Genomic DNA, 13,188 nt, shown 5'->3' with positions numbered 1-13,188 from the left:
AAGGGGGTATCCGCATGTTCATAAGCTATATAAGAGATATGGCTAGTTGGATTCTCTTTTTCTTACTAGCACTTGGCTTTGCAGATATGATAATTTGGCTCGATCAGGGAATCGACACGAAATTTTCGTCTGTGTTGTATGTGAATATTTTACTGATTATAGCTCTTATTCTATTTGTTTATTGGCGCTACAGAAAAGAAATGATGTTTACAAAAGAGTTAGTCGTGTTCACAGGTGGTTCTACGATTGATTGGCATGAAGCGTTGCCGGAGACTCTTTTTATGCGTGATGAAATAACGAAGGAAGTGTTGCAATTAGCGGCGTTATCCTTTTCAAAGGAATTGGCTACTATCAGACAGGCAAATGTTATTGAAAGTGATTATACCGCTGCCTGGGTACATGAAGTGAAAGCGCCACTTACCGCGATGAAACTACTTATTGACGCCCATCGCACAGATCCGGCTATTCGAAAATTGGAAGCGGAATGGTTACGTGTCTATCTACTGATTGACCAACAATTGTACATATCTCGCCTGCCGACTCTCGAATCGGATTATCTTGTAGAAGATACTGCTGTTCAACGATTGGCTGCTGCGGAAGTACGGGAATTAGCTACATGGTGTATGGAGAAAAATATTGCTGTTGAATTTGAAGGAGAAGACTCGAAGGTAGTGACCGATGTTAAATGGAGTAGATTTGTTATTCGACAAATTTTAACGAATGCAGTGAAATATAGTCCTATTGGCAGTGCGATTGTTGTCTCAGCGAGCGTGCTGCCAAGTGCCAATGTCTTGCTGACCATAAAGGATAATGGATCAGGCATCCCGCAACACGATATAGCTCGTATCTTTGATAAAGGATTTACTGGAGGAGCGGGACGACTTCAAAATGCAGCGACAGGACTCGGACTTTATTTGGCAAAAACAGTGGCCGATAAGCTTGGAATCGCATTGGTCGCGGATTCAATCATGAATCAAGGAACTACGATTACGATGATCTTTCCGACTGAAAATGAATTTGATAAGATACAAACGCCTCGTAAGAATGGCTGAAAAAATTCGTAAAAGTGATGGCTGCTTTTACGTTTTTTTTACATGAAAAGCTCAACATGACAACAATGTCACATCAGGCTGACAGTTTGTCATGTAAATCGCACGACCGTAGCCTTCTATCACGGTACGATAAGGACATGAAAAACAGGGAGGCATACAGGATGGACCAACATAAAACCGTTTTACATGCACAGAACGTGCGGAAATCATATGGGGCGCGTGGCAATGTTCAACAAGTTTTAAAAGGAATCGATCTCCGTGTCGTTGAAGGAGAATTCGTCGGCATTATGGGATCATCTGGGGCAGGAAAGACAACATTACTCAATGTGCTCGCGACAATTGACCGTGCGACAGAAGGAGCAATTCTCATTGGCGGTTCTGATATTTCCAAAATGAAGGACGCAGAGCTATCCGCATTTCGTCGTGACAAGCTCGGATTCATTTTCCAAGATTATAATTTGCTTGACACGTTAACGGTGAAGGAAAATATTTTACTGCCCGTATCACTGGGGAAAATGAAGAAAAAAGTGGCAGAGGCAGAGTTTAATAGCATCGCTGATATTCTTGGTATTAAAGATCTTGCGCATAAATACCCACATGAAATTTCTGGCGGACAGAAACAAAGAACATCAGCAGCACGTGCGTTGATTAATAAACCATCTATGGTATTCGCGGATGAGCCGACAGGTGCACTAGACTCGAAATCAGCTTCCTCGTTGCTTGGCACGATGGAGGATGTCAATCAAAAGCGTGGTGTCACCATTATGATGGTAACGCATGACCCTTTGGCGTCAAGCTATTGCAGTCGTGTGGTGTTCTTAAAAGACGGCAATATTTACTCGGAGCTGTATCGTGGCGATAAAACACGACAAGCCTTCTTCCAGGACATCTTGAACGTTCAAGGCGTTCTCGGGGGTGACAGCGTTGACACTATTTGACCTTGTAATTCGTAGTATGCGGAAAAATATTAAGCATTATTACTTGTACTTTTTCGCACTCATTTTAAGTGTGGTGTTGTACTTTGTCTTTGCGACGTTACAATACGATGAGGCGGTTAGCGCTGGCTCAGGTGCCAAGATGGACTCGGCATTTATAGCAGCAGGTATACTTCTGTTATTCATCGCAGGGATTTTCGTAGTGTATGCAAATGCCATCTTTTTGAAAAGACGAAGCCGAGAAATTGGTTTGTATCAATTGATTGGTTTGTCGAAAAGCAAGGTTTCCCGCTTGTTAATTACTGAAAACGTATTATTGAGTACAGGAGCGCTCATTATTGGAATTGGCGTAGGTCTGCTCGTATCGCGGTTATTTTTACTTTTACTAGTGAAACTTATAGGGTACAAGGAGTTTATTACAGTATCATTTTCATTCATGGCAGTTATTCAAACAATGGTCGTATTCGTGGCGATTATTGCGCTGACATCTATACAAATGTTGTTGACTGTTCATCGAAGTACGCTCCTTGGTTTATTCAATGCTGATAAAAAAGGAGAGCATCCGAAAAAGCCTAAAGCATTTATTTCGGCTGCACTAGCTTTGCTCGGGATCGGGCTTATTGTTTTCGGTTATTGGTTGTCGGATCGCATGTTGGAATCAATGATCTCAATGCTATTGTTCAATATGCTAGCGGTACTTGCAACAACCATTTTGGGAACATATCTTGTATTCCGTGTCACAATTAGTTGGTTGTTTTATCAAATTCGAGTGCGTAAGCAAGGGCATCTAGGATTGAATAACAGTTTGTCGATTGCGCCGCTCATGCATCGCATGAAAGGCAATGCTAACTCACTGACGATTATTACAGTATTGTCTGCGATGACGCTTGCTATGTTGGCCGGCTCGTATTCACTTTATTACTCGACAGAGAAAGAAGCGCGTTATATAATGCCTTTCGATTTTATGTTTGAGGATGAATCGTCCAGCTCGTTTTCAGCCGATGATTTATCGGTCGCAGATTTCGAAGCCGGTTTACAAGAAAATGGAATTGAATATACAACTGAAACAATTGAATTACTTGGAGTGGAAGGGACTTATGAAGAGGGTGTTTTCCCTGAATTTCTTGACATGAGAGAAGCGATTTATAATACCTATGTTGTAAATGCTAAGCAATTACAACAAGCGGGTCTCCTAGTTGAAACACCAAAAGATGGATCTGTCATTTATCATAGTGCATTCATGGGGACTATGGCAAAACAGATAAAGATGCCATTCGAAATGCATATTACTAGTGGTGAAAAAGAACAAGTATTTACCGCTGTGAAATATGGCGAAGGAGATGTTATGAACGCAAGTTGGGGACCTCAATTAGTGATGAGTGATGTTGACTTTGAACAGTATAAAAAAACGTTGGTTCCAGAAAATGTAGAAAACATGGAACTAAGCGATGTTGTAAAAAATGTTCGAGTTTTCAACATCACTGACAAAGATGAACTGGCTATTGCCTCTGATATCCGCAACCAAAATAAGGAGGACGTTTTTTGGTGGGAAAGTGCGGACTATTACTCGATGTATGAAAGATCAATACAGGGCAATGGTTTGCTCATTTTCATCGCAGGTTTTCTTGGGCTTGTCTTTCTGATCTCGACAGGTAGCATTCTGTACTTTAAGCAAATGACAGAAGCAGAGCAAGAGAAGCAAGGCTATGCAACCCTACGTCAGTTGGGCTTCACAGTGCAGGATATTATGGGCGGCATCATCCGTAAGCAAGTATTTGTCTTTGGCGTGCCTTTGCTCATTGGATTACTACACTCAATATTTGCCATTAAAGCTGCGTCATTTATGTTCATGTCTGATATCACTGTGCCGACTTCGATTGCCATGGGTGTGTATGCATTAATCTATCTATCGTTTGCAGCTCTAGCAATAGGTTATTATCGGAAAATAGTAAAAGCTGCGTTGTAAATGACTTTAGGAACGCACCAATAACCTAATGAAGAGAATTGTTCAGAATTATGCTCATTAATCTTTCTACTTAACAAGTTGTTATAGAAGGTGAATTATTGAAGAAAGGAGAATAACATCGTGAAAAAAATAATCGTAACGATTGTACTTGTAGCTGTTATTGTTGGTTTGATCTTGAGTTTGAGAAATGTAAATCCGAATAGATTGGGAGCAGACAGTTATTTTGTTCAGATCACAGACAGTGGCGATAAAATTGAAGATAAAATAAGTACTGGAGAAGTAATGGTTCGATACGAATACACTTTTCCTGCATTCGATAAAAAAGGGGATAAAAAAGAACTCACATTTACAAGTGGGCATGAACTGCGTAAGGATGCGTATATAAACTTATTTTGGAAAGAGAATAGAGGTGTAACTTCATATCAGGAGGTGCAAAAGGAAGACATTCCGGAAAAAGCATTAAACGAATTGAAGAAATAGAAAATAACATACTTTAGCAAAACTGTGAAAGCAGCTCTTTAAAAAAGTAAACGGCTTATCGTGGCGGTAAACTTAAAATACTTTAATACGGTGATTAACGCAAGGTGAACAATAACACGTCAGAGTCCTATGTGGATTCTGACGTGTTATTTACATTTCCTCAGGCGTTTGCATACCTAAAAGTCTCAGTGACTCTTTTAAAACGATTGCAACGCTTGTGACAAGCGAAATTCTAAATGCTTTATGCGTGGCATCTGAAAGTACGTGAACATTGCTGTAAAAGGAGTTAAACGCTTGCGCGAGATTGACGGCATATTTGGCGACAATAGATGGATCAAGATGGTGAGCAGCTTGTCTAGTGATATGTGGGAACTGCTCAAGTAACTTCACCATTTCCCATTCGAAATCATTGACTTCATCCACAAAAAAAGAAGCGCTAGCTCCTGTTTTACGCAAAACGGAATGAGCGCGTGCGTAAGCATATTGAACATAAGGACCCGTTTCACCTTCTGTCTGGAGCATTGTTGCCAAGTCAAACTCGATATCATGTTTTCGGTGCTGTTTTAAATCACTGAAAATGATTGCACCAACACCAATAGCCTGAGCAGTAGCTCTTTTATTCAATAAATCAGGGTTTTTCTCTTCAATATTCTTTAGTGCAAGGGCAATGGCATCATTTAGTACTTCTTCTAATAACACAATTTTTCCTTTGCGCGTCGACATCTTCTTGCCGTCCTTTAAGATCAGTCCAAATGGGACATGTTCGATTGTATCTGCCCAGTCGTAGCCCAGTTTCCCGAGCACCTGCTTCACTTGTGTGAAGTGCAGACTTTGTTCATTGCCAACGACATACACAGATTTTACGAAGTTGTAGGTTGTTTTTCTATCAATGGCGGCGCTCAAATCACGGGTCGAATATAATGTAGCGCCATCTGATTTTTTAATCAAACAAGGCGGCATGTCTTCGTCGAGCTCGACGACTAACGCACCATCGGACTCTACCAGTAGTCCTTTGTCAGCTAACTCGTTAACAACGGGCTTCATTTTGTCATTGTAATAAGCTTCTCCTTTATACGAATCGAAGGTAATCCCCAGCAAATCATAAATGCGTTGAAACTCCTTCAATGATTCTGATTTGAACCATTTCCATAACGCAAGTGCTTCGGTATCGCCGTCTTCTAACGCTTTGAAAGCGGCTCTACCTTCATCATTCAGCGAATCATCGAGCCCGGCTTCTTCATGGAAACGGATGTAAAGTTGCAAAAGTGTTTGGATTGGTGCTTGGTGGACTGCCTGCTCATTGCCCCATTTCCGATATGCAGTTAGTAATTTACCGAACTGTGTGCCCCAATCGCCGATGTAATTGATTTTCACAGGCTTGAAGCCATTTTTTTCGAGCAATAAAGCAATCGAATTGCCAATGACAGTGGAACGCAGATGTCCCATGGAGAACGGTTTGGCGATATTAGGGGAGGACAAGTCAATCGTCACGACTCCCCCATTGCCATCATTGTTAGAACCGTAAGCTATTGATTGCGTGTGGATTGTTTGTAGCAAAGAGTGCGTGATGACAGAACGATTCACAAAGATATTCACATATCCAGCCACAGCCTGTACTTTTAGGATGAGTGGATGATGGATCGCCTTCGCTAGTTCCTCAGCAATGACAACGGGGGACTTTCGAAGTTCCTTGGCAAATGGGAAACAAGGCAGAGCTATATCGCCTAAGTGTGTATGGATAGGTCGTTCAAGCATACTTTCGTTTAGTGGAATCGGGCTAAATTGTTGTAGCACTTGCAAGACATCTTTTTTCATGGTCAACACTCCCTCGTTTATTTATTTCAACAAAAAAAGCCTTCGTCTCAAATTAATGAGACGAAAGCTTAGCTTCCGCGGTACCACTCAAATTGCCCATGCAGGGCCACTTCCTCATAACGGCGAGACGCCGGCTATTCCTACTCGATTCAGAAAAGCATCTTCGAAGTGCGCTTCGCAAGCATTCTTTACCAGGCTCCCACCACTCCCAGTTCTCTAAAAAAGAAATGATTGCTACTCTCTTCATCAATGATATTGTATGTGAATATAGCAAAATGATGTGAGAGTGTCAATGGTTTTGATAGGGGTAATTTGTTGATGAGGGACTTATTTCCTCAATGTGTTCAATTTATCTTCATTAAAAATCTTTACATTTCTCTGCATCCTCTAATAACCATTTCATATAGTACTTACCTCCTACTAAATCGTAAAATGGGCTTATCCTATAATCCTGAAATTGGGATTAAAAAAGAACCCTGAGGCACAATGTCAGGGTCCTATGAAGAAAGGTGTCTTATATAAATATAAATTTAGGAGTCATTCATTATGAAGTGGCGGCGGAATAACCCAACCCTTTTCCTTGTTCAAACGAAGCATTTTCAAGCCAAACATTGCTCTTTCAGCAATATACTTCCCGAACATCATAGCAATATCCTCTCGTAGACATTGTCCCATTACTTGGCTGCAAGATACAAGTCCTTGCCCGACATTTATGGAGACGGCGGCGCTGATTTCAGGATCTGAAAATTTTGCACCAACCGGAATCTCTTGAGATTTTGCTTTAGGACGTCCAGGTAAGGCGGGGGGCGGTGTAACGCCATTATCTTTTAAGATCTGCTCAAGGGCCTTATTTTCAGCTTTCATCATTTTGACAGCTTCTTCAAGAAGCTTGATCAGTTCATCGTCGCCAGCGTGATTAACGAACGCTTCATACCCACTGATTAATCCATTGTTTGCCCCGATAAATGCCCATGTTCCAATCACCTCTCCGTAATGCATCGGTTCATCTTTGGGATTCCCATTCATAATACCCATTAAAAGCACTCCTCATCTAATTTTTATTTCAATTTCAATACGTATTATGTGTAATCTGAATTTATCTATACGGTATCTAAAGAAAATCGGTATTACTTAATTTTTTTCTAACCTCATCACTATAAAAATTAACAGCTTCTGCTTTTAAGATTTAAAATTCTTTATTTGACGACAGATTGAAATGTAGCTAGGAAATCGGTGGAAAAGCTGGAAGCGTTGAAACCTGCTGTTGCCATCACGGGGCATGGACTTCCGATGATAAGTGACCTGTTAACAGAGAGTATAAAGAAGCTTGTGCAAGAGTTTGACCGTATTGCCATTCCTGACTATGGGAAATATGTTGATAGAAGTGCTGAATAATCATCTTAATAGCAAATAGAATCGGTGCTTTGAAGTTACTACCGGGTTGCCAAAGAGGGTATAAAATAAAAAAATTTGATTTCAAATTTTTTGTTTATAACTTTTACGCCTTTTATAAGAATGCTGATGATGACGGTCAAAACGACAACAATAAATACCTGTGGATATGTGGATAAGCACTTGTTTAGTTAGTGTGAAAAATTTCTGCCTATTTACGTGTGAATCACAACATGTTAGGGTATATAAAGAAAACAAGGCACTACATATAGTATTGAACGAGGAAATGGTACCGACACCGGTTTAAAAGGGAATCTGTAATTATAGAGCTGTCCCCGCAACTGTAAACGCCGACGATCGCCGAATAAGCCACTATAGAGAACTCTATGGGAAGGCGCAGGCAGGAAGGACGAAGCGTGAGCCAGTAGACCTGCCACTCATCGTCAAGCGACACTTTCTTCGGGGGTTGAGAGGTGGAAATAAGCGGATTTTCTTCTTGTCTTCTATATGTAGAGATGAGTAGATTGTTCTGTTCTGTTTCCAGCACTCAACCGATGGGCGATAAGCTCCACCGACAAGGTGGATCTGTCGCTTTTTCATTTTAGTTTCGACCTCGGCAGATATAAAAAACAACTAAGAATTCAAACGATATGCTACGTAACATTATTGAAGGAGATGGTCATTATGACAATTAAAATCGCGACAACTAACATTGATCGGGTATTGGATGCATTACAAAGTGAATTTGGAGTAGCCCAAATAGAGGCGTTAGTCATTGCAAGTGAACGCTGGCAGCAGAAATATCCGGAGGGTTCTGAGTCTGAATGGGCGAAGGCGATGACATTAGAATCATTGAGTAATCTAGATGAGGCGGCGACGTATTGGACATTTGTTGCGGCTCGCATTCACCTCTATGATGTTTACGCGCGTCAGGAGCAACAACGTGGTGCGAAGGTCTATACAGATTTCGCTAGCAACGTTAACCGTCTTGTTGAGCAAGGACTATATGCATCTTTATTAACAGAAAAATATTCACATGAAGATCTTGAAGCTCTTGGTCATCTGATTGAACCAGAACGGGACAAGCTATTTACCTATATCGGATTGAAAACGTTAATGGACCGCTATGTCGCAGTTGATTACAACAAGCAATCAGTTGAGCTGCCGCAAGAGCGTTGGCTCGTCATTGCAATGACACTGATGCAGGATGAGACTGAAAATCGACTAAACAAAGTAGCAGAATCATACTGGGCAATGAGTAATTTGTACATGACAGTGGCGACGCCAACATTGTCGAATGCAGGGAAGCCACATGGTCAGCTATCGAGCTGCTTTATCGACACGGTTGACGATTCTTTGCAGGGAATCTATGACAGCAATACAGACGTAGCCAACTTGTCGAAATACGGTGGCGGCATCGGCGTTTATATGGGGAAAGTACGTAGCCGTGGCGCATCTATTCGTGGATTTAAAGGCGCGTCAAGCGGCGTTCTTCCATGGATCAAACAACTGAATAACACAGCAGTCAGTGTTGATCAGCTCGGTCAGCGTCAAGGGGCTATTGCTGTTTACTTGGATGTGTGGCATAAAGATATTTTCACATTCCTAGATTTGAAGCTGAATAACGGAGACGATCGCTTACGTGCGCATGATATTTTCACAGGTGTTTGCCTACCCGATGTCTATATGGAACAAGTTGAAGCACGTGGTGATTGGAATCTATTTGACCCGCATGAAGTGCGTACAGTCATGGGCTACTCCCTTGAAGATTTCTATGATGAAACAAAAGGTGCGGGCTCTTTCCGTGAGAAATATGAGGAATGTGTCAACCATCCTACATTGAGCAGAGAAACTGTGCCGGCTATCGATCTTATGAAGCGCATTATGCGTAGTCAGCTCGAAACAGGCGTGCCGTTCATGTTCTACCGTGATGAAGTCAATCGTGCCAATGCCAATAAACATGAAGGCATGATTTATTCATCAAATCTTTGTTCGGAAATCATGCAAAATATGAGTGCGACAAAATTTGAATCGGTCACATTGGAAGACGATGTCGTGGTCACACGTTCAAAGCCAGGTGATTTTGTCGTTTGTAACCTGTCATCCATTAACTTAGGACGAGCTGTTCCAGCAAGTGTGTTGGAAAGACTCATCACAATCCAAGTACGTATGCTTGATAATGTTATTGACTTGAATAAAATCCCGGTCGTCCAAGCACAACGGACGAATTCCCGTTATCGCGGAATCGGCCTCGGGACATTTGGATGGCATCATTTGTTGGCGCTCCAAAATATTCAATGGGAATCCAATGAAGCGGTGGATTATGCCGATAAACTATATGAAAAAATTGCTTTTTTAACAATTAAAGCTTCTGCGGAACTGGCAAAGGAAAAAGGGGCTTATCCGTTATTTGAAGGCTCTGATTGGCAATCCGGGTTGTATTTCGAAAACAAGGGCTATGATTCGAAGGAGTGGCGTGAACTGCGTGTTGAGGTGGCGACAAATGGTGTCCGCAATGGCTATTTAATGGCAGTTGCACCGAATAGCTCGACATCTGTCATTGCAGGGTCAACGGCGTCTATCGACCCAATCTTTAAGCCGTTCTATCATGAAGAAAAGAAAGACTATAAATTACCTGTTGTCGCACCTGATCTTAATCACAATACTTATGACGTTTACCGTCGTTCTGCCTACATCGTCGATCAACGTTGGTCGATTAAACAGAATGCTGCGAGACAGCGCCATATTGACCAATCGATTTCTTTCAACCTGTATGTACCGAACTCAATTCGTGCTTCAGTGCTTCTTGACCTTCATGTGCAAGCATGGAAATCTGGTATGAAAACGACGTATTATACGCGTTCAACTGCGACAGATATTGAAGAGTGCGAATGGTGTCATTCTTAATCGCCTATGCTTCTTGGAGCGGGAACACCCAAGAAGTTGCTGATATGATTGAAGAAATATTGGTCGGGGAAAATGTCGACGTAACGAAGTATCGAATTGGTGGGGGCGTCATGCCGAATCCCCGCCATTTCGATGCGTTAATAATTGGTTCATTTACATGGGACAAAGGCGCAACGCCTGATGAAGTGAAGGATTTTGTGGCAGACGTCGGTTATAAACCGGACAATGTCTATGTTTTCGGAACGGGAGATACACAATTTGGCGGCGACGATCTATTTTGTCACGCCGCTGTGAAATTAGCTCGATTTTACGCATCGACTTATGAGCCATTAAAAATTGAACAAAGCCCACGTGGCGTACAACAGTCAACTGTTATTGAATGGTCGAAGGGAGTCATCAAACATTGGAAAAACTTACACGAGTAAAGGTACTAGAACCCGCAAATCCAAACAAATCAACAGCTATTTTTGGTGGCAAAGCGAGCGGAATTCTCAACTGGAACGACCTCGCCCATCCACATTTCTATACATTACGACAACGGATCCGTTCGCTTTTCTGGACAGCCAATGAAGTTGATATGACGCAGGATGTTAAGCAATTCTCGTCACTGACGAAGCCGGAGCAAGATGCATTTCTTAAAATTATTGGCCTGCTAGCAACGCTTGATGGTCCGCAAACAGATATTGCGGCAAAAATTGCCCAGTATACAACAGATCCTTCTGTTAAATCACTGTTGGCAACTATTGCTGATCAGGAGAGCGAGCATAATCATAGCTATTCTTATGTCTTATCTTCTGTCACAACGTTGGACAAGCAAATAGAGTCATTTGAAATGGGACGTACAGACGAAGTATTGATGCGCCGCAACGAGCGAATTGTTGATGTGTATAATGAATTTGCAGAAAATCCGACAATTGAGTCTGCGTTGAAAGCAATGGTGTATACGACACTATTGGAAGGACTTTTCTTCTACAGTGGCTTTGCATTTTTCTATAACTTAGCGCGCAATCAAAAAATGGTTGGCACATCGACGATGATTTCATATATTAATCGTGATGAGCTCCAGCACGGTAAGGCAATTAGTGATATTTTCCGTGCAGCACTTGCGGAAAATCCCGAGCTCAATACGGATGCATTCACTGAATGGATTTACGATCAATTCAAGCACTCCGTAGAACAAGAAGTGGCGTGGAGCCGTTATGTGTTAGCTGATATCGACGGCATCGACCTTGTTGAAATGGAAGGTTACGTGAAATATCGTGCTAATAAAATGCTGCGCATGCTAGGACTTAGCGAGATCTATCCAGAATTCACTGATAACCCGATGAAATGGATTCGTGCCTACGTTGACAGCTTTGACGACACGAAAACAGACTTCTTTGAGCAAACTTCAAGGCAGTATGTGAAAACTAGTGATTTGAATGGTTTTGATGATCTATAGTTAAAGATAGAATAAGCATATTTAGCTAACTGGTTCAGTTGCCAGGGCGAAAATAACAAATAACAACGCAATTGGAGCCAAGATTCACATATGAATCTTGGCTCCAATTGCGTTTATTTTAAGTACATGCATCTAAAAATATTTTTGAAGGACTATTAGTAATTGAATTAGGAGGAGGTAGTAAGTAAGCAGCCAGATGAAAGGATTTTTATTGATTAGATTTAACGTTTATCTATTTAAGAGAAGCTTATGTATTTCTTAATTAAAAATTTAAAACTCATGGATACAATCAGTACATAAGCAAAAAATACTTGCTTAAATCAGAAGTAGAGGGAGAGAAAATAATGGATAAGAAAAAAACAGGGAAGAAAGCTTTCATGGGTATGCGAAAAGGGATAGTTACTGGCGTTGCACTGATCTTAATGGGTACTTCAACTACTGTATTAGCATCTCAAGACACAGGGTATATAAATGAGTTGTTTGGAGGTATAACGAATAGCTTTGTAAAAGATCAGCATAATCAAGTGGTGATAGAATCAGGAGTGAAAATGAAAATAGAGGAAAGTTTAAGTGGTGGAAAAAGCTCGTTCATCATAGTTTCCTTTGAAAAAGAAGATAAAACTGAATTTCCTGATGGAGCTGCAATCACAAATTTGGAATTAGGTATGAAGCATGGTGCAAGTTATCTGATTGAGCAACAATTAACAGAAGATCGCAAACAGATTATTGCCAAATTTGATATAGATACATTCAGTAGTATAGAAGGTAAAAAAGTTACGATTAATGCTCAAGACATTGTAAATACGGATACAGATGAAATCATTGCCAATGGACCCTTTGAAACTAAATTTACGGCACATGACCGTTCTAGTAAAATTGAAATTGATTTAACGCTAAAACAACAAGAAGAGGAAGTAGTATTGAAAACGTTACATGTATCTGCCATCGGAATTGAATTGGAAGGAGAAAGAATAGATGGTCAGGCAAGCTACTTACCGGAAATGACTCCTATTGTTAAGGTAGTTACTAATGATAACCAAATCATTCAATTAAACACGGATTCAACAAGTACAACAGACATCGGATTCAAATGGAAATATAGCCTTAATGCGGATGGAAACCGTCTGTTTTTAGATAAGGCTACTATAAATAAGATCATGATAAATGATCAAGTAATTAGTGTGAACTAAGATTTAATAG

Annotated in this window: 10 protein-coding genes, 1 pseudogene, 1 riboswitch and 1 other annotated feature; of the genes and pseudogenes, 9 read left to right on the top strand and 2 right to left on the bottom strand. The window is 41.0% G+C overall.

Annotated elements, in window-relative coordinates:
• The first annotated feature begins 14 nt into the window (after positions 1-14).
• From N1I80_RS19175 to N1I80_RS19160, 4 genes are all read left to right on the top strand, one after another.
• The gene (locus tag N1I80_RS19175) at positions 15-1,052 is read left to right on the top strand and encodes a sensor histidine kinase (RefSeq protein WP_340739435.1); all 1,038 of its coding nucleotides are present in this window, start codon (positions 15-17) and stop codon (positions 1,050-1,052) included.
• A 161-nt stretch (positions 1,053-1,213) separates the two neighbouring features.
• On the top strand, positions 1,214-1,990 hold the full coding sequence (locus N1I80_RS19170; protein ID WP_340739434.1) for an ABC transporter ATP-binding protein: 777 nt from the start codon (positions 1,214-1,216) through the stop codon (positions 1,988-1,990).
• A complete protein-coding gene (locus tag N1I80_RS19165) occupies positions 1,968-3,953 on the top strand; it encodes an ABC transporter permease (RefSeq protein ID WP_340739433.1) in 1,986 nt (661 codons plus the stop codon). The genes N1I80_RS19170 and N1I80_RS19165 overlap by 23 nt, the downstream gene beginning before the upstream one ends.
• Before the next feature lie 120 nt (positions 3,954-4,073).
• Positions 4,074-4,433 carry a YxeA family protein gene (locus tag N1I80_RS19160; RefSeq protein ID WP_340739432.1) on the top strand — a complete coding sequence of 120 codons (360 nt, stop codon included), beginning with the start codon at positions 4,074-4,076 and terminating at the stop codon, positions 4,431-4,433.
• Positions 4,434-4,583: 150 nt separating this feature from the next.
• Here N1I80_RS19160 and argS read toward each other — a convergent pair whose 3' ends face one another.
• Together argS and N1I80_RS19150 are read right to left on the bottom strand one after the other, a co-directional pair.
• Positions 4,584-6,254 (bottom strand): arginine--tRNA ligase, encoded by a 1,671-nt coding sequence (gene argS, locus N1I80_RS19155; protein WP_445683669.1) that lies wholly within the window; start codon positions 6,252-6,254, stop codon positions 4,584-4,586.
• Between the two features lie 47 nt (positions 6,255-6,301).
• Positions 6,302-6,507: a binding site (T-box leader), on the bottom strand.
• A gap of 278 nt (positions 6,508-6,785) precedes the next feature.
• Positions 6,786-7,283, bottom strand: coding sequence for a DUF3231 family protein (locus tag N1I80_RS19150; RefSeq protein ID WP_340739430.1), 498 nt, complete (start codon positions 7,281-7,283; stop codon positions 6,786-6,788).
• Between the two features lie 162 nt (positions 7,284-7,445).
• Between N1I80_RS19150 and N1I80_RS19145 the strand changes: the two are divergent.
• The 5 genes and pseudogenes from N1I80_RS19145 to N1I80_RS19125 all read left to right on the top strand — a co-directional run.
• Positions 7,446-7,643, top strand: a pseudogene (locus tag N1I80_RS19145) (MBL fold metallo-hydrolase); the annotation flags it as partial.
• 267 nt (positions 7,644-7,910) lie between these two features.
• Positions 7,911-8,091: riboswitch (cobalamin riboswitch) on the top strand.
• A gap of 233 nt (positions 8,092-8,324) precedes the next feature.
• Positions 8,325-10,547 carry a ribonucleoside-diphosphate reductase subunit alpha gene (locus N1I80_RS19140; RefSeq protein WP_340739429.1) on the top strand — a complete coding sequence of 741 codons (2,223 nt, stop codon included), beginning with the start codon at positions 8,325-8,327 and terminating at the stop codon, positions 10,545-10,547.
• Complete coding sequence (locus tag N1I80_RS19135) at positions 10,532-10,972, top strand: flavodoxin (protein ID WP_340739428.1); 441 nt, start codon at positions 10,532-10,534, stop codon at positions 10,970-10,972. The genes N1I80_RS19140 and N1I80_RS19135 overlap by 16 nt, the downstream gene beginning before the upstream one ends.
• Entirely contained in the window at positions 10,927-11,988 is a 1,062-nt protein-coding gene (locus tag N1I80_RS19130; RefSeq protein ID WP_340739427.1) for a ribonucleotide-diphosphate reductase subunit beta, read from the top strand. Before N1I80_RS19135 ends, N1I80_RS19130 begins: the two co-directional genes overlap by 46 nt.
• Before the next feature lie 344 nt (positions 11,989-12,332).
• Complete coding sequence (locus N1I80_RS19125; RefSeq protein WP_340739426.1) at positions 12,333-13,178, top strand: hypothetical protein; 846 nt, start codon at positions 12,333-12,335, stop codon at positions 13,176-13,178.
• Positions 13,179-13,188 lie beyond the last annotated feature (10 nt).

The sequence above is a fragment of the Sporosarcina sp. FSL K6-3457 genome, from assembly GCF_038007285.1.
GTDB lineage: Bacteria > Bacillota > Bacilli > Bacillales_A > Planococcaceae > Sporosarcina.
Note: the sequence above shows the minus strand (reverse complement) of the source record. Positions and strands in the feature narration are given on the sequence as shown.

Excerpts from the sequence above, each read along its gene's own strand:
- N1I80_RS19175 (WP_340739435.1), top strand. The coding sequence starts at position 15 with ATGTTCATAAGCTATATAAGAGATATGGCTAGTTGGATTCTCTTTTTC.
- N1I80_RS19170 (WP_340739434.1), top strand. The coding sequence starts at position 1,214 with ATGGACCAACATAAAACCGTTTTACATGCACAGAACGTGCGGAAATCA.
- N1I80_RS19150 (WP_340739430.1), bottom strand. The coding sequence starts at position 7,283 with ATGGGTATTATGAATGGGAATCCCAAAGATGAACCGATGCATTACGGA.
- N1I80_RS19140 (WP_340739429.1), top strand. The coding sequence starts at position 8,325 with ATGACAATTAAAATCGCGACAACTAACATTGATCGGGTATTGGATGCA.
- N1I80_RS19135 (WP_340739428.1), top strand. The coding sequence starts at position 10,532 with ATGGTGTCATTCTTAATCGCCTATGCTTCTTGGAGCGGGAACACCCAA.
- N1I80_RS19130 (WP_340739427.1), top strand. The coding sequence starts at position 10,927 with ATGGTCGAAGGGAGTCATCAAACATTGGAAAAACTTACACGAGTAAAG.
- N1I80_RS19125 (WP_340739426.1), top strand. The coding sequence starts at position 12,333 with ATGGATAAGAAAAAAACAGGGAAGAAAGCTTTCATGGGTATGCGAAAA.